Origin of the sequence: Turicibacter sp. GALT-G1 (genome assembly GCF_025594995.1) — a bacterium.
GTDB lineage: Bacteria > Bacillota_I > Bacilli_A > MOL361 > Turicibacteraceae > Turicibacter > Turicibacter bilis.
The window spans coordinates 1-16,268 of the sequence record NZ_JAMQUS010000048.1; the positions used below are offsets into that span (position 1 = coordinate 1).

Annotated in this window: 18 protein-coding genes; 14 read left to right on the plus strand and 4 right to left on the minus strand. The window is 28.6% G+C overall.

The genetic code is table 11. The annotated features are described in order from the left end of the window. The 14 genes from NEH74_RS08805 to NEH74_RS08870 form a co-directional block, all read left to right on the plus strand. Positions 1–1,546, plus strand: a 1,546-nt coding sequence (locus NEH74_RS08805; RefSeq protein ID WP_262941282.1) for a M23 family metallopeptidase, incomplete at its 5' end; no start/stop codon positions are given. 12 nt (positions 1,547–1,558) lie between these two features. Then, positions 1,559–1,798 (plus strand): hypothetical protein, encoded by a 240-nt coding sequence (locus NEH74_RS08810; protein ID WP_155062379.1) that lies wholly within the window; start codon positions 1,559–1,561, stop codon positions 1,796–1,798. Next, entirely contained in the window at positions 1,779–1,982 is a 204-nt protein-coding gene (locus tag NEH74_RS08815) for a DUF4236 domain-containing protein (protein ID WP_155062378.1), read from the plus strand. Before NEH74_RS08810 ends, NEH74_RS08815 begins: the two co-directional genes overlap by 20 nt. Positions 1,983–2,020: 38 nt before the next feature. Next, positions 2,021–4,129 carry a DNA topoisomerase 3 gene (locus NEH74_RS08820; protein WP_155062377.1) on the plus strand — a complete coding sequence of 703 codons (2,109 nt, stop codon included), beginning with the start codon at positions 2,021–2,023 and terminating at the stop codon, positions 4,127–4,129. Between the two features lie 9 nt (positions 4,130–4,138). Beyond that, entirely contained in the window at positions 4,139–4,693 is a 555-nt protein-coding gene (locus NEH74_RS08825) for a thermonuclease family protein (RefSeq protein ID WP_155062376.1), read from the plus strand. 105 nt (positions 4,694–4,798) lie between these two features. Continuing rightward, entirely contained in the window at positions 4,799–5,227 is a 429-nt protein-coding gene (locus NEH74_RS08830) for a hypothetical protein (protein WP_155062375.1), read from the plus strand. 51 nt (positions 5,228–5,278) lie between these two features. Beyond that, positions 5,279–6,310, plus strand: coding sequence for an ArdC family protein (locus tag NEH74_RS08835; RefSeq protein ID WP_151922556.1), 1,032 nt, complete (start codon positions 5,279–5,281; stop codon positions 6,308–6,310). Further along, a complete protein-coding gene (locus NEH74_RS08840; RefSeq protein ID WP_155062374.1) occupies positions 6,307–6,558 on the plus strand; it encodes a hypothetical protein in 252 nt (83 codons plus the stop codon). The genes NEH74_RS08835 and NEH74_RS08840 overlap by 4 nt, the downstream gene beginning before the upstream one ends. Next, positions 6,536–7,774: a CHC2 zinc finger domain-containing protein gene (locus NEH74_RS08845; RefSeq protein ID WP_262941283.1), complete on the plus strand. Its 1,239-nt coding sequence runs from the start codon at positions 6,536–6,538 to the stop codon at positions 7,772–7,774. The genes NEH74_RS08840 and NEH74_RS08845 overlap by 23 nt, the downstream gene beginning before the upstream one ends. Continuing rightward, complete coding sequence (locus NEH74_RS08850; protein WP_155062372.1) at positions 7,774–9,816, plus strand: leucine-rich repeat domain-containing protein; 2,043 nt, start codon at positions 7,774–7,776, stop codon at positions 9,814–9,816. The genes NEH74_RS08845 and NEH74_RS08850 overlap by 1 nt, the downstream gene beginning before the upstream one ends. A gap of 286 nt (positions 9,817–10,102) precedes the next feature. Then, complete coding sequence (locus tag NEH74_RS08855) at positions 10,103–10,456, plus strand: plasmid mobilization protein (RefSeq protein ID WP_164908062.1); 354 nt, start codon at positions 10,103–10,105, stop codon at positions 10,454–10,456. A 29-nt stretch (positions 10,457–10,485) separates the two neighbouring features. Continuing rightward, positions 10,486–11,940, plus strand: a complete 1,455-nt coding sequence (locus NEH74_RS08860; protein ID WP_155062371.1) for a relaxase/mobilization nuclease domain-containing protein — start codon at positions 10,486–10,488, stop codon at positions 11,938–11,940. Between the two features lie 15 nt (positions 11,941–11,955). After that, positions 11,956–12,576, plus strand: a complete 621-nt coding sequence (locus NEH74_RS08865) for a hypothetical protein (protein WP_155062370.1) — start codon at positions 11,956–11,958, stop codon at positions 12,574–12,576. Between the two features lie 568 nt (positions 12,577–13,144). Further along, a complete protein-coding gene (locus NEH74_RS08870) occupies positions 13,145–13,330 on the plus strand; it encodes a hypothetical protein (RefSeq protein WP_155062369.1) in 186 nt (61 codons plus the stop codon). A 126-nt stretch (positions 13,331–13,456) separates the two neighbouring features. On the opposite strand, the gene NEH74_RS08875 is transcribed toward NEH74_RS08870, so the two are convergent. The 4 genes from NEH74_RS08875 to NEH74_RS08890 all read right to left on the minus strand — a co-directional run. After that, a complete protein-coding gene (locus NEH74_RS08875) occupies positions 13,457–13,840 on the minus strand; it encodes a hypothetical protein (protein ID WP_155090420.1) in 384 nt (127 codons plus the stop codon). 134 nt (positions 13,841–13,974) lie between these two features. Next, positions 13,975–14,259 (minus strand): hypothetical protein, encoded by a 285-nt coding sequence (locus NEH74_RS08880; RefSeq protein ID WP_128446312.1) that lies wholly within the window; start codon positions 14,257–14,259, stop codon positions 13,975–13,977. A 7-nt stretch (positions 14,260–14,266) separates the two neighbouring features. Beyond that, positions 14,267–15,238 (minus strand): ParM/StbA family protein, encoded by a 972-nt coding sequence (locus NEH74_RS08885; RefSeq protein ID WP_155062367.1) that lies wholly within the window; start codon positions 15,236–15,238, stop codon positions 14,267–14,269. 517 nt (positions 15,239–15,755) lie between these two features. After that, on the minus strand, positions 15,756–16,268 hold a 513-nt coding region (locus tag NEH74_RS08890; RefSeq protein WP_262941285.1), incomplete at its 5' end, for a hypothetical protein.

Here is a 16,268-nt window from a genome sequence, read left to right on the forward strand (position 1 = left end):
ATATGGAGTTAAGGAAAGTCGGCAATCATTAGAATCAAAAATATCTGATAAGTATGAAGTGGTTAATTCTAAGAATAAAAAAGTAGGTAAAAGTAAAGGGATAATGTCCAAGGTTGATACTACGATTAGCCTTTTAAAAGTAAATAATAATGATGAAACCTCTGAATTAACGTCAGATATTAAAGAAACTAGCATAAATTTTTATGAAAGTAGTAGGAAAACTTATCAAGGATTAAATTCGTTCAAGCAATTTGTTTCTTCATCAAAAGGAAATAGTAAAACTATTTTTAAGTCAGCTATTACAGGAAGTCACTACCTTACAAAGTCAGCAGTTAAGGCTAGTAAAAATGAATTGCAAAATATAATCGAAGAAGATCATGGAAATCTTGAATATAAGGTGAAAACGAATGTAAATGTGACGTATCATAGAGGGAAAGATGTTGTTCGATATGCAAAAGAATTTCATAACTTAAAAAGAGGTAGCAGTTTATCTAAAAGTAGTTTCGTTCAACGTATGTTGGAAATTAGAAAAAAAAATCAGCTAAGAAAAAATTATAAAATAAAACAGATTATTTCACAGTCAGTATCACCAAGTATAAAATCAGTATTAACAAAAAAAGGACTAGAAAAAATGACAATATCTATCATGTCAAATCCAGTCCTTTTTTTAATAGGTATTGTTTTAGCTTTAATATTAGTTGTTATTCCTATTTGTTTTTCCGGATTTTCTAGTCCTATGGGAGCAATTATCCAATCTGATGAAAAACAAATTAGTGAGTTTCATTTATATGTGTCACAGTTAGATCAAGATTTTCAAAATGAAATTAGAAGTCAAATAGATGGTACGACAAATTTGCAGATTATTTATGACTTTTCTAATTTGAATACTAATTCATATGATTTATTAGCGTACTTTTCTAGTAAATATCTTGATTTTAAATTAGATGATATTAAAGATGAAATAAAACAATTTCATCATGAACTTTATACGGTGAAAAAAGATTTTATTAATAGTGAACTTTATGTATCTATTGAAAGTATTAGTGTGAATGATTATTTAACTTTAAATAAAGACACGTTGTTTAATGCAGGAGAATATGAACTTTATTTACTGTATTTAGAATACGGATTAACTATTTATTCTAGTGAATTAGCTCCACCGTATGATGGTACTTATTATTATTCATCCAAATTTGGTTATAGAATAAATCCAACAACAGGAGAGCAATTAGAATTTCATACAGGGTTAGATATTCCTAAGCCTTTAGGAACACCAATAAAAGCCTGTATGAGTGGTATAGTCACTAGAGTAGCTTACGATCCTAATGGTTATGGAAATTATCTTATTATACAAGATGGAAATAGAGAAACTTTATATGCCCATTGTGAAGAAGTTTTGGTTAAAGTCGGTCAAACAATAAGAGTAGGTGATAAGATTGCACTTACAGGCTCAACTGGAAGATCAACAGGCCCTCATTTGCATTTAGAATATAAAAAAGATGGAGTACGATTAGATCCGGAACTTTATTTACCAAAAATAGATTAGGAGAAATTTAAAATGAGTAAAATTTTAGAATTAGAAACTTTAATAAAAAAAGATGAAGAAAAAATTGAAGCTTTAAAGAAAAGAATCGCCAATCGCCAAAAAAAAATTGAAGAATTAAAATCAACTGAATATTTAGGGATTTTAAATGAATTAAATTTCAGTCATGAGGAAGTTAAAGAATTTTTAATGTCATTAAAAGCAGAACAAGAATCAGAACAGGAGAAAGATTCAGATGTCGTGGAAGTTTCGTAAACGAGTAAGGTTAGGGAAAAGAACTTATCTCAATGTGAGTAAAACAGGAATTAGCTTTAGTCAAAAAATCGGTCAAGTCATCACGATTAATAGTCGTGGGTACTTGACTTTTTCTATTCCTAAAACAGGTTTAAGTTATACGTTAAGATTATATAAACCAAAGAAATCTAGAGGAAATAATTAACTTTATTTTTTATTTACTCAAAAGGAGATTTTTATAACATGAAACAATTGATTATTGCAGAAAAGCCTAGTGTAGCGATAGATATTGCAAAAGCAATCGGACAATTTGAAACTAAAGATGGTTATTTAGAAAATAGTGATTATGTAGTGACGTGGTGTTACGGTCATTTAATTACAAATGCTATGATGGCAGATTATGACGAATCGCTGAAAGCATGGGATTTAGATACGTTACCTTTTATTCCTCAAAAGTGGAAAACAAAAATTATTGAAAACTCAAAATCTCAATTTTACAATGTGAAAAAATTAATAGAGCGTTCAGATGTTAGTACCTTAATTTGTGGTACTGATGGAGGACGAGAGGGTGAATTAATCTTTTGGCTTATTTATGAGTATATTCACTGTCAAAAGCCAGTTAAACGTTTATGGATTTCTTCATTTGAAGATTCAGTTGTTCGTGAGGGAATGGCGAATTTACTTGATGGATCAGAGAAAAAATTATTATTAGAATCAGCTAAGTGTCGTTCACAAGCTGATTTTTTAGTTGGAATTAATAGTACACGACTTTTTACTATAAAGTACGGTAATGGTAATGTTTTAAATGTGGGGCGAGTGCAATCCCCCACTATTAATATGATTTCTAAAAGAGATAAAGAAATCATTAGTTTTATTCCTAAAGATTATTACATTGTGAAACTGATTTTAGATAGTTTTGAGGCTAGTTTAAGGCTTGATGATAAAAGTATTGCAGAACAAATTAAAAACTCTTATACGAGCTTAAATGCGGTTGTACGACAAATTGAAACAAAGGATAATGTAAAAAAAGCACCACAACTCTATGATTTAACTGCTTTACAAAAAGTATCAAATAGATTATTTGGTTATTCTGCTCAACAAACATTAGATATTGTTCAAAAATTGTATGAAAATAAATTAATGACTTATCCTCGTACAGATTCAAAATTTGTGAGTTCATCACAAAAAGAGTTAATCACTTCTTTAATATCCTCACTAAAAGAGATTCAACCAGTGCCATTAAGTCATGATTATAAAGAAAATAAAATAAATATAGATAGTGTCATTGATGATTCACAAGTTACGGATCATCACGCTATCTTAGTTACTGAAACAGGGATTAAGCATGATTGGGCTACATTAAGTGAATCAGAACGAAAGATTATGACATTAGTTGCTTATCAGATGTTAAGTGCAACATACTCCCCTTATATGTATCAATCAACTAAAGTAACTATCGGTGTAGATTGCTATGAATTTGAAGCGAAAACACAAAATTTAATTGACTTAGGGTATCGTGCATTAGAGATAAAGTGTCGAGAGATTTTAAAAATTAATAAAAAAGAAAAAGGAGAAATTTTACTTCCTCTTTTAACTGAAAATCAAGAATTAAAGATAAATGACATTAAAATTGAATCTAAGAAAACCACTCCACCACAACATTTTACTGATGAAACATTACTTGAAGCTATGGAGAAATGTCAGATTGAAGATAATAAAGAATTATCAGCTATTTTAAAATCAGTAAAAGGAATTGGGCGATCATCTACTCGTGCCAATATCATTGAAACGATTATTAGAAGTGGGTTTGTTCAACGTGAAAAGAATTATTTAATAGCAACTGAAAAAGCACATAAATTGATGTCTATTCTCCCCCCTCTTTTAACAAGTGCTAAAATGACAGCCGAGTGGGAAGAAAAATTGGATCAAATCGAACGTGGAGAGTTATCTTCACAACAATTTATGAATGAGATTGAATCATTTGTTACAGAAGTTGTAAATCAAGAAAAATCAACTGTTGCAACGTTCCAATTTGAAAATAATAAACCCCAAAAAGAAGAAATCGGTAAGTGTCCTAATTGCCAAAGTCCAGTACATGAGAGCGATAAAAATTTCTACTGTTCAAATAGAGAGTGTTCATTTGCCTTATGGAAAGAGAATAAATTTTTTGAAAGTCAAGGTAAAAAAATTACTAAGACAATCGCAAAATCTTTTTTAAATAAAGGCGAGGTTCTTGTTAAAGGATTAAAAAGTCAAAAAACAGGAAAAGAATATGACGCTATTATTAAAGTAGATTTTAATGATAAATACCCTAAATTCTCATTAGAATTTCCTAAAACTAATAAAAAGTAGAGGTTAATTATGAGAAAAAAGAAAAAAAATAATAGATTATTTACTTTAGGTATATTTATTTTTTGTTTTATTAGTTTTTTAAATACTTATAAAGATTTCAAAGAGCATTTATTAAAATCTAGTGTTGGAGATACAGTATTAGATGAATCAAATGAGATTAGTTTAGAAGAAGTTAGTTTGAAACGTGTTGTAGATGGAGATACATTGATCGTTACTAATTCAAATGGTGAGGATGTGAGAGTACGTTTAATTGGGATTGATACCCCAGAAAGCGTACATCCCGATCAAAGTAAAAATACACTTGATGGTGATATAGCTAGTGAGTACACTAAATCGCTACTTGAAGTAGGACAAATTCTATATTTAGAATATGACGTAGATCAACTGGACGTATATAATCGTACTTTAGCTTATGTTTGGCTTACCAATGATATAAATTTAAGTAATATTGAAAATATTTCAAATGATATGTTAAATGCTAAGTTAGTAGCTGATGGATATGCAGTGGCAAAACGATACGCTCCAAATACTAAATATGCGACTATTTTTGAATCTTTAGAGTAAGTTTGTAAAAGTGAGTATTAGTATACTATATATTCATCTTATGTTATAATTAAAGAAAAAAATGTCATAATTAGATTTTTTTTCTAAATAATAAGGTGATTTATTATGCAAGTGATTTATAATGAAACTGAATATACAGAATTTAATAATTATAATGAGTATGTACCATCACACCCAACTTTAAGTTGGAAAAAAATAATCTTAGACTTTTCAAAAAATGTTATATATCCGGCATTAATATTCTTATTTATTTTATTTGCTAGCGGAAAAAATCGTACTATTTCTGAATTTGATTTAAAATGGTTATGGGAATATATCTTATTATGTACGTTTTATTGTAATTTTTTTCGCATACTTAGTTTGGTGATATATTTATTATCACCAGTGACTTTTTTAATAAATCTATTAATGGTATTTATGGGGGCAGTTCCAATTACGATTTGGCGATTTATTAAAATGAATTTTTACATGGTATTAACAATTATTAGAGTGATTAGATTACTTTATTTTAAATATCAAATAAAAAATATGTAGCGTAGATTATCATATGCTACATATTTTTTTATTTATAAGAAAGGATTTTTTATGAAAAAACAAGAGCAGATTAAAAATAAAGTTCAACAAATTACAGAAGATTTAGATAAAGGGGTTAAAGAAGTATTTGAAACCGGAAAATTGAAAGAGTATTTGAATGTACTATCTAAATTTCATAAATATTCTTCGAGGAACAATCTTTTAATTTATCGACAAATGCCAAATGCTACAAAAGTTGCCGGGTTCGTAAGTTGGAAAAATGACTTTAATCGCCATGTAAAAAAAGGTGAAAGTGGAATTGCTATTTTAATTCCTACACCTTATAAGATAAAAGAGGAAATGACAAAGATTGATCCAAAAACTCAAAGACCAGTATTAGATAATAACGGAAATGAAGTGAAAGAAGAAGTAGAAATCGTCATTCCAAAATTTAAAGTTGGTTATGTTTTTGATGTATCACAGACAGATGGAGAACCTCTTCCAAGCATTGTTACAGGCTTACAAGGGGATATAGAGGGTTATGAAGATATGATACAGGCTTTGACAAAAGTTTCAACTGTACCTATCAATTTTGAATCTATTCCGACAGGAGCAAAAGGTTATTATAGTTTCCAAGATAATAAAATTGCTATTCAAGTTGGAATGAGTGAAATTCAAACGATAAAAACTATGATTCATGAAATGGCTCATGCAGAGCTACATAGTAGTTTTCATGGTCGTCGCAAAGATAAGCGTACAAAGGAGGTTGAAGCTGAAAGTGTAGCTTATACGGTATCACAATATTTTGGAATAGATACATCTGATTATAGTTTTTCTTACGTTGGAAATTGGAGTTCAACACAAGAATTAGATGAATTAAAGGATTCATTAGAATTAATTCAGAAAAAATCTTCTGAATTAATTATTAAAATAGATGAAGTTTTACTTGAATTGAGTAAAGAAAAAGTTACTGATAAAGACATGGAAGTGACAAAGCCATCATTAAAAGAGAAATTGGCAAAGGCAAAGGATAAACAATTATCATTAGAAAAAACTAGAGAAAAAGCGATTAATAAAACTAAAGGAGAATTAGAACAAGTATGAGAAAAGAACAGTTAAATTTAGATCATTTATCTATGATTAAGTCATATTTGCAACCTCAAAAGTCAAAAGAGGTTATGTTAAATCAAATGATTCAAAGTAATTTATTTATGAATGGAAAAAAAGAATTTGATTATGAGAGTAAAATATTAACTGAATGTATTGAATTTATAAGAACTGTATCTATTGAAGAAATTCAGCAATTAGATTTTTCGGAGGTATTAGATGATGAAGAAGAAGTTGTTGAATGAAGCAAATAAGATTTATCAAAAAGCATTATTGGAAAATAAAGAACAATTAAAATATTTAATGGATCGAGGAATCACTTTAGAATCTATCAAAGAATTTGAGATAGGTTTTAGTGATTCTTTTTGTTTAAATGAATTAAAGACTAATCATCAAGAGGAATTAAAGTCATTAGGACTTTTAAATGAGAAAGGGGGTGAAAGAAATTGGAAACGAATTATGTTTCCAATTCGAGATTGTCGAGGGGAAATTTGTGGGTTTAATGGTAGGACAACAGATGTAAATAATGATGTTAAATATCTATTAAGTCCGGAATCTATGGGATTCTCTAAAACCAAAACCCTTTATAACTTACATAGGGCAAAACCATTTATAAGAGAATCGAAAGAGGTTCATCTGGTAGAGGGGATTTTAGATTTAATCGCTTATCATCAAAAAGGAATTTATAACGTTGTAGCAACGCTAGGAACTGCCTTAACTAAGGAACATATTGAAATGTTAGCTAGAGAGGGAGCAGAAAGGTTTGTTTTTGGCTATGATGGTGATTTTGCCGGATTTAAGGCCTCAATTACCAATGCACAATTTTTAAGTGCTACTATGCGAGAAAATAATCCTCAATATAAGCCAGTTGAAAATATTAAGTTTGCTATGTTTCCGGAGGGGAATGATCCATGTGAATGTCTTAAAAATGAAAATCTATTAACTGATATTGTTAATTCTCCAATCGACTATTACTCATATTGTAGAACAAAGTGTGAATCAGATCCGAAATATCAAAAGGTTTTTGAAAAAGTACAAAAAAATGAAAAAGTAAATGAAGAGATTAAGGATATTTCACCGAATCTTATTAAGCATTATTTATCACAATTAGATATTGTTGAAGTTATTAGTGACTATGTGAAATTAGAAAAAGCCGGAAAAAATTATAAAGGGTTATGTCCATTTCATGAAGAAAAAACATCTTCATTTGTGGTTTCACCGGATAAGCAAATTTATAAATGCTTTGGTTGTGGTGAGGGTGGAAATGCAATAAAATTTATTGCTAATATCGAAAATTTGAGCTTTAAACAAGCGATTTCTTTTTTAAAGGATAAATATCAATTACAAGATTATCAACCAACTAAAGAATCTATAAAAAGTCGATTAAGTCATGCAAATACAAAACTTCACCAACAAGTGAAAAATGGAAGATCTAATTATAAAAGGGAAGTGGAAAGATAATGAGTGGAAAAGAATCAGTGGTTAATGAAAGTAAAATTCAATTAAAAGATTGCGGTATATTATTACGTCATTTTGCTTTAGAAAGCATTAATACTGAACAAGAGATGTATTTTTGTGAGATTGAAGATTTTGAAGATTTATTAGAAGATGGAACAATGACTAAAGAAACTTGGGAAGAGTTTCAAAAAGACTTAGAAAAATTTAAGTTAGTTGAAAATGGTTATCTTGAGCTGCATACCGATTTTGAAAATTTTGAACAAGACAAAGATCAGATTGATTGTGTAATGACAGGGTATATGGATTTTTGGAAACAATTTGAATATGACCAAGTAATAAATTCTAGATTTCCAAATAAAAATTTTAGAAAAATCATTGTTGAGCAATTATTAGATCGCCATGATGGAACAACAGATATTTTTAAATCAGATTTAGAAGTATTGAAAAAAATTGAAGTTTTAAATTTAGAAAAACATAAATTGACAGATATAAAAGGAATTGAATATTTTGAATCGTTACGAAAGTTAGATGTTTCAAATAATCCGATTATTAATTTAGATGTATCTGATTTAATAGGATTAAAAGAGTTATACGCTTATGCTTGTCACATTCATAATTTAAAATTACCTAAGTCTGAAACCTTAGAAATTTTAGATGTAACTTTGAACAATTTAGAATCATTAGATTTAGAAAATCAATCCGTTTTAAGAGAATTATCTTGTAGTGAAAATGAATTAGATGATTTAGGAGTAGCTGATTGTCCATGTTTAGAAACTCTTTATTGCAATAATAACTTTATTTCAGAATTAGATTTATCTGAAAATAAGATATTGAAATACGTTGAAAGTGAAAATAATCATTTAGAATGTGTGACATTTTATTCTTTAGCTTCTATTTGTGATTTGAAATTGAATGGAAATCCGAATGTCAATGTTGAGGAAGTTAAAGTGATTGATCCAACCATTAAATTTTTAACAGAAGAACAAGTTCAGGCATTAATTGAAAGATACGATAATCATTCTTTGAAAGAATCTGATTATGGAAGTTTCTATTCTAAAGAGGGAGAACAATGGATAGGGATTGATAACACACATGGAAATGTTTTTATTGAGCCGTTTAATAATAAAGAGTATTGCATGGAGTGGCTTAATAATCTTGAGTTGCCAATTCCTTATGAAAGTATGAATGATTTATTTCCAGATGAGAATTTTAGAAAAGCTATTTTAATTGAAGTATTTGAACAAGATAAGTTAAGTGATAATACAACGTTAGTTTATGAACAGTTACCAGTGATTCAAGCACAGAAAGTTTTATTAATTCCAAACTCTCAAATCTACGATTTAACAGGAATTGAGCAGTTTACCTCATTAAAACATTTAGATGTGTCGTATAATCCGATTCAAACATTAAAGGGAGTGAATAGTGAATGTCGAAAAATTTATGCAAGTAGCACTCATTTGAATGAATTAAAAAATGAAGATATTCCAAAAGAGATTCAAACGTTAGATGTGTCTTTTTGTAATTTAAAAACATTAGATGTTTCAGAACGAGAAGAGTTACAATTTTTATTTAGTAGTCATAATCAATTAGAAGAATTAAATTTTAAAGGTTGTGACGAACTCATTTATTTAACGTGTCAAGATAACCTATTATATGACTTGCCAGTTCAAGAACTATCTAGTTTAGAACAATTAGATTGCCGAAATAATTTCCTTTCAACCTTAGAAGTGCCTGATAGTATGATATGGTTGGATTGTTCAACCAATCGATTAAGCGAATTACAGCTAAATCATTGTGAGGATTTAGAGCATTTAGAATGTGCTTTTAATAATTTACAGACTTTAGAAATTCAAGAATTAGAAAACTTAAAAAATATTGATTGTCGTGGGAATGACCGTTCACCACACGAATTACTTCATGATGGAAAGAGTATTAAAAATGAAAGAATTTCTATAAAAGAAAAGTTGCAAATGATTAAAGAAAGAAATTCACATGAAAATGATTTAACGAACATCACTAAAAAAGGAAAAGGTATGGAAATATAAACGTGAACCTAATAATTGTAGTTAGTTAAAAGAAATTTTTTAAGTTAGAGCCACCTAAAAAAGGTGGCTCTTTTTTTTGCCTAAAATCAATGTTTGAAAGAATAAAATAAATTGAAATTTAAAAATAAGGGTGGTAAGATAGGGAGGAAATAGGGAAAGCAGTAGAATAGCGAGAATTGAAAGTGGCTAGCCACTTTCGACAAAATGAAAATCGCAGATTTTCACTTTTGTTCACTTTTTGGGGTTCCCCCAATCCCCTAGTTTTTTAAAGATAGGAGTTTGAATGATGAAAAATCGTACAAGACCTAAACAGATGATGTTTAGGGTTACAGAAAAAGAAAAAGAAATGATATTGAATAATAGTGAAAAGTTAGGGTTTAAAAAATTTGAGAATTACGCTAGAAAGATGTTAATAGATGGATATGTAATTAACTTACAGTCGGCAGATGATAAAGACTTAAAGCAGTTAATGTCAGAAGTATCTCGTATCGGAAATAACATTAATCAGATTGCTAAAGGGATTAATTCTAATCACCGAGTTTATGAGAGTGATTTAAAAGAAATAAAAAACGGTCAAGACACGATTATTCGATTAGTCAGAGAATTGGTCCGTAATACGAATAAAATTAAACAATCATAAGAGGTTTAAATTTTTAAGGAGGGTAAGTCATGGCATATGTAAAGATGAAAGCAATTAAAGCAACTGTGAAAAAAGTCATGGACTATATTCTCCAAGAAGAAAAAGTCGGTGCAAAAAATTTAGTTTATGGACATGAGGTGACACCGGAATTTGCTGATTTGGAATTTGAAATGACGATTGAAAATTCTAAACGTGCGAAAGGTGATTATAGTAAAGTTGGAGGAAAAGAAAATTTAGCTTATCACTTAATTCAAAGTTTTAATCTAAAGGATAAAGTTAGTCCAGAGTTAGCTCATGAGATTGGAAAAAAATTAGCTGAACAATTTACAAAAGGTGATTATGAGTTCGTTGTATCTACTCATACAGACACAGATCATCTTCATAACCATATTGTGATTAATGCCTACTCTCATAAAACTTTAAATAAATTAAAAACGATTCCTTATAAAACGATAGCAGAGATTAAATCAATTAGTAATCAGTTATGTATTGAGAATGGATTAACTCCATCTAATATTCAACGAGGAACAAATACAAAGAATCGTTATCAAAATAAAACTCAACCGTATACTAAGCCGACTGGATTACGAGAACAGTTGAAACAAATATTAGATACGATTATTTCAAAATCTAAAACGATTGATGAATTTAAAGTGAATCTAACTGAACAAAAGATTGAGTTTAAGGAGGGCAAACAATGGTCTTTCAAATTACCTCATGCTAAACGTTTTATGAGGGGAGATACATTGGGTGAGGATTATACCCCTCAACGTATTAAAGAACGTTTAGGAGAGCCTTTAAATACGTTACAGGAGCAATCTACACAAAAGGTTACGATTCATGATAAGCCGATTCTATCAAATTTATTTAAACGTCAGAAACATCATGTTAAAGATACTAAGACAGATCAGACGATTAACTTTGAAAAGCGTTTATTCTATCAAGCACGTAAACAAAAGATTCAAGATGTTAAGACATTGGCTAATCAGCTATTATTTATCAGACAAGAAAATATTAAAACTATGTCAGACTTTGATCAGAAAATTAAAGATATTTGGAAAAATGGAAATCAAGTTAAAGATAATATTAAGCAGTTAGAAGTTAAGTATAATGAATTGAGTACGGTTTATAAAGAACTTGCGACCTATCAAGAGCATAAAGAAGTTTATGACAAATATCAAAAAATCAAGTTACGATTCAATAAGCAGAAATTCTATGATCGTCATATTGGAGAGATTAATCTTGCAGAGGGTTCATTGAATGTTTTATCAAGATATAACATTGATCCGAATACAGATTTATCAAAAGTTAAAGATTCTCTACAAGACATTAATAGTAAGTTACAACCATTGAAACGAGAATATAAAGCAATTAATAGTAAGATTGATAAGATTAAAGAAGTTAAAGAATATGCTGAAATGGTTAGTAGACAGAATCAAAGAGAGAATAGAAAAATTAATAGATTTAGTAATATTGAAAGATAGTGAGGTAATGAAATAATGAGTACCAATGACAATAAATATATTGAGTATTTTACTAAGTATAAAGGTGATGTGAAAGAGTTTTTATATAAAGATTCAAAATATATTTTTATTGTGGAATCACCACATAAAGAAGAATTGAAGAATCAATATGTAGTTGCTGGATCAAGTGGAAAATCTATTAGTAACGTATTGGGGTTTGGTGATGAAGCGTTGGGGACGTTACTGGATAAAAAGGAAATAAGTAATATTTCTGTTTTAAATGTTTCTCGTGTACCATTACAAAAAATTGATGAATTTGCGATTGAATATTCTGATTCAATAGAAGATTTGAATGTAGTTCGTGATAATCCTAAAGCTGTTACTAATCGTGACAACGAGAATATTAATGAGTTTGAGTGTTTAGTTTTAAAAGATTTTAAAGAAAGAATGGAGAACATACACTTTAATAGTGATGGTAAGATGATAATTGTTTGTGGTAGTTTTGCTGAATATTATTTTAAAAAGATAATTGAAGATATGGAATTAAAATGTGATATAAAGTATCTTCCTCACCCATCATATAAAAAATGGGAATTGATTATGAGATATAAAGAGGAAATGACAAATTTATATGCTGAATTTAATCTATCAAATTGAATGATATAATTTTAAAAATATGATAAACTATTTAGTGTAATGCATGATGTATTTCTATAAAAAAAGCTATTAAGTTATAATGAAAAGAGGTTGTAGACCTAATCTACAACCTCTTTTTTTATTGCCTTTTTTGTCGAACTTTGTCAGGATAAAGTTGTGCTTTTCCTAGTAGTTACATAAACGTGATTGTTGCTAATAAAAAAAGATGGGTTATTTCCTATCTTTTTTATTAGCAAGGGTTATGTTATAATGCTAAGTATTCCATTGAAAACCTACTTAAATAATATACTAATGCCTTATAGAATATTTTCTATAAGGTCTTTTTTTATTTTTAAAAATTGGTATAATAGATAGTAGTTAATAAAAACATACGGTTATCAAAAAATCCCCTTGATCCAATAGGAACAAGGGGATTTTTTGTGTTACAATATGGTCATATCATTTTAGTAATATAGAAAAGTTTCATTGCAACTAAAAACACCGTAATCCTTATTTGGATAAGGTGTTTTGAATTAATAATTAGAAGCACATATGGTAAAATTAAAGATAAGAAAGTGAGTGATATTTAATGCAAAAAGAATTATTTGTGATTAAGAATGAAGCGAATGAAGTTGTATTCAAATCAAACGATAGCAAATCATTAATTGACTATGTAAATGATGTTTTAAGCGCATCTTTTAACGTTAAAACTTCAATTCAAGAGTTGGAATCTATCTTATATAGTGAAAAAAAATTAACTTTACACGTTAAATAAATTAAAAAGCACGTTGATAACCATCAACGTGCTTTCGTTATGCGTTTTTTCGCGCTATAAGATGTTTTATAGCCATCATTATGATTTTATTTTTGGGGGGCCTATTCAACTTATCAACAAAATTGTCTAACACAGCGTTATAAAAAAAGACGTTGCTTTTGCAACATCTGATAAATAACAATGAATATGATTTTCAAATATATCAATTTTTTTAAATAATGGTGAATTAGCTTTATCAAATAAATCATATAATTCTACATCTACACCGTAGTCAAATTGATCTAAGTCGAGTTGATCGTAAGTTAAGATGAATGATTCTTGTCCATTTTTTAGAGCAAACTTCACTTCATTTTCAACAAAATCAATAATCTGTTTTTTATTTAGATCACTTAAATCGCAGTAATTAACTCCGATTGCTAGATTTAATTTCTTATTATATTTAAAAGATTGATAAAAAGCATATCCCATGCTAGATAGTCCGATAGCATAAATAGTAGATTGTAATAACATAATTTTCATTTCTCCTTTTTTCTTTACAGATTATAAAGAGATATGATAAAATTAAATTGCTAATATAAAATCACATATCTCTTGTAGATTTGATTTTTAAAGGATACTGTTACCGCAGTATCCTTTTTTTTTCGTTAATTATTCAACTTACCGAGTAATTTTTCTCTTGTTGCAGACGCTCCATTATTAGAGTTAGTGGTAGGTTCTTGAATTGTAGATGATTCTTCTTGATTTGAGAATGATGGTACGCTACCTTGCTCTAACTTTGTTGGAACAACTGAATGTAGTAAGTGTCTTATATAGGCCTCTACCGAGCGACCATCTTTATCAGCTAATTTTAATATTTGATGATACAATTCTTTATCTCTTTCGTAAAAAGTAACGTTTTGTCTTTTAGGAAATTTAATTTCTTTTGCCATAAGTATTTTATCCTTTCATGATGTGTGCATATTTTTTATAACCATTAACGTTAGCAGTTTGGCAATTTTCATGAATAACACCATTTGATGGTACTGCTAGATAATCGTTGATTTGAAGGCAACAACCACCAGTAAAAACTACTAAATCATAATTTTCATAAGCATATCCTTTTTGACTAATAATAGATGTGATTTCATTTGCTATATGTTTTTTTGAGTTTGTTAGTTCTTGTGAAAAATCCCATTCTTCGTTATATCTATTGATTTTATTTTTAGGAATAATTGTAACATCAGATTCTTTAAACACTTTCCCAGTATCACTATATTTAGCATTAATTCGCTCTAAATAGTCTTGAACAAGTGTCATTCCTCCAATATTAGCATGATCTTTGTTGGTGATATGTAGTCCATTTGTTTCGATTATATCCATTGTACCATGTCCAATATCTACAATTAAAAATTTACTCTCTTCTAATTCGGGAACGATATGTAAGTTTTCATCAACAATTAAGTCTAATAACGTTCCGACAGGCTCACAAAGGATTGTTACATCTTTTATCTCAAGCACACGAGCAACTTCTGAATCATTCTTTTTAATTTTAAGAATATGACTTCCTACCAGTTTATCTACAATATTCTTTTTAATAGTATCATTTCCATGATCTTTACAAGGAAGTCCAATCGTCAATGAAATATCGACTTTATCTGTTACTTTTGAAATTGCAATTAAACACTCTAATAAATATTGATCCGATCCATAACGTGAATTATTACGTCCTCCACTTGTAATTTCACCAACAGGATCAAGAACGTATTGATTTCCTTCAAACGTATAGATAGTTTCGTTAAATTGAGTTAGAACTGAAAACTCATTATGTCTGATTCTTCGTAATTTATTTTCATAACAAAGTGTTTCTTTGTTAGCTACCTTTATAAATCCATTTGCTAAATCTAAAGCGATTTGTTCTAAATTGCACATTTTATATCTCTCCAATTCTTTAATTCGACTTTATAACTATATTATACAGAATAAAATTTGGGAATACAAGAGTTTAACGTAAAATTGATGTAAAAAACACATCATTTTTTCTCATATTATACGTTGCAAATACTCATTATATGCGAAAAAGTATTGCATATTTGATGTTTTTTTAATGTTATAAATACAATTAAAATACATCAAATATACAAATAAAATACGTATAATTAACGTATTTTATTTGTTGATTATACAAAAAAGATACGCAAGCGGTTAATTTTTTGCAAAAAAATATATAGTGGGGGAGAGGTGAGGGGCAAAAATGCGAATTTTTACGAAATATTTTTTAGGCTCTATTCATAATGAAAAGTTCTAAAATCATATGCTATTAACAAAGTAATTCCGTTAATAGCAATTATAATGGGGGAGTTGTATCTTTATATAATAAAAGACATTATCGGCTGATAATGTCTTTTATTGTCTATTGAGTGTTTGAATCTTTATTTGTTTATTGTTGCTACTCCCATGTCTTTTCATAACACTTTAAAAAAGCGAAGAAACAGAATCCAATAACGTCCCCTTTACTTAAGAATGGAAACTCATATTCTAACAGTTTTTTAGTCGTATCCATCATTTTAGATGTTCGTATTGTAATCTGTTTCTTTTTTTCATACTTTAAATCAGTAGAAATCAAATTCAAATATTCATGCAATAAAGTTGATCCTTTTAATTGATTAATTCTGTTATAACAAGATAAGATAGCACAACTTTGGGTGTAGTGTCCCCCGATATAGCCAAAACGTTTTTCTAATTTTTTAAACTCTTTTAATAGTGATGGATAAGTCAAAACAGAGAGTTGAACTGAACCGTTTTCGAGATCATTGTATATTTGATCTATATTTTCAAGAATCTTATACGTTTGAGTTTCAAAATATAATGGATTTTCTTTTAGTGTCTTTTCTAATTCTTTTTCTTTTTTAGTTACACGTTTACGAGGTCTATCTTGCTTTTCTTTAGAGCCATCTACTTT

Excerpts from the sequence above, each read along its gene's own strand:
- NEH74_RS08810 (WP_155062379.1), top strand. The coding sequence starts at position 1,559 with ATGAGTAAAATTTTAGAATTAGAAACTTTAATAAAAAAAGATGAAGAA.
- NEH74_RS08815 (WP_155062378.1), top strand. The coding sequence starts at position 1,779 with ATGTCGTGGAAGTTTCGTAAACGAGTAAGGTTAGGGAAAAGAACTTAT.
- NEH74_RS08820 (WP_155062377.1), top strand. The coding sequence starts at position 2,021 with ATGAAACAATTGATTATTGCAGAAAAGCCTAGTGTAGCGATAGATATT.
- NEH74_RS08825 (WP_155062376.1), top strand. The coding sequence starts at position 4,139 with ATGAGAAAAAAGAAAAAAAATAATAGATTATTTACTTTAGGTATATTT.
- NEH74_RS08830 (WP_155062375.1), top strand. The coding sequence starts at position 4,799 with ATGCAAGTGATTTATAATGAAACTGAATATACAGAATTTAATAATTAT.
- NEH74_RS08835 (WP_151922556.1), top strand. The coding sequence starts at position 5,279 with ATGAAAAAACAAGAGCAGATTAAAAATAAAGTTCAACAAATTACAGAA.
- NEH74_RS08840 (WP_155062374.1), top strand. The coding sequence starts at position 6,307 with ATGAGAAAAGAACAGTTAAATTTAGATCATTTATCTATGATTAAGTCA.
- NEH74_RS08845 (WP_262941283.1), top strand. The coding sequence starts at position 6,536 with ATGAAGAAGAAGTTGTTGAATGAAGCAAATAAGATTTATCAAAAAGCA.
- NEH74_RS08850 (WP_155062372.1), top strand. The coding sequence starts at position 7,774 with ATGAGTGGAAAAGAATCAGTGGTTAATGAAAGTAAAATTCAATTAAAA.
- NEH74_RS08855 (WP_164908062.1), top strand. The coding sequence starts at position 10,103 with ATGAAAAATCGTACAAGACCTAAACAGATGATGTTTAGGGTTACAGAA.
- NEH74_RS08860 (WP_155062371.1), top strand. The coding sequence starts at position 10,486 with ATGGCATATGTAAAGATGAAAGCAATTAAAGCAACTGTGAAAAAAGTC.
- NEH74_RS08865 (WP_155062370.1), top strand. The coding sequence starts at position 11,956 with ATGAGTACCAATGACAATAAATATATTGAGTATTTTACTAAGTATAAA.
- NEH74_RS08870 (WP_155062369.1), top strand. The coding sequence starts at position 13,145 with ATGCAAAAAGAATTATTTGTGATTAAGAATGAAGCGAATGAAGTTGTA.
- NEH74_RS08875 (WP_155090420.1), bottom strand. The coding sequence starts at position 13,840 with ATGTTATTACAATCTACTATTTATGCTATCGGACTATCTAGCATGGGA.
- NEH74_RS08880 (WP_128446312.1), bottom strand. The coding sequence starts at position 14,259 with ATGGCAAAAGAAATTAAATTTCCTAAAAGACAAAACGTTACTTTTTAC.
- NEH74_RS08885 (WP_155062367.1), bottom strand. The coding sequence starts at position 15,238 with ATGTGCAATTTAGAACAAATCGCTTTAGATTTAGCAAATGGATTTATA.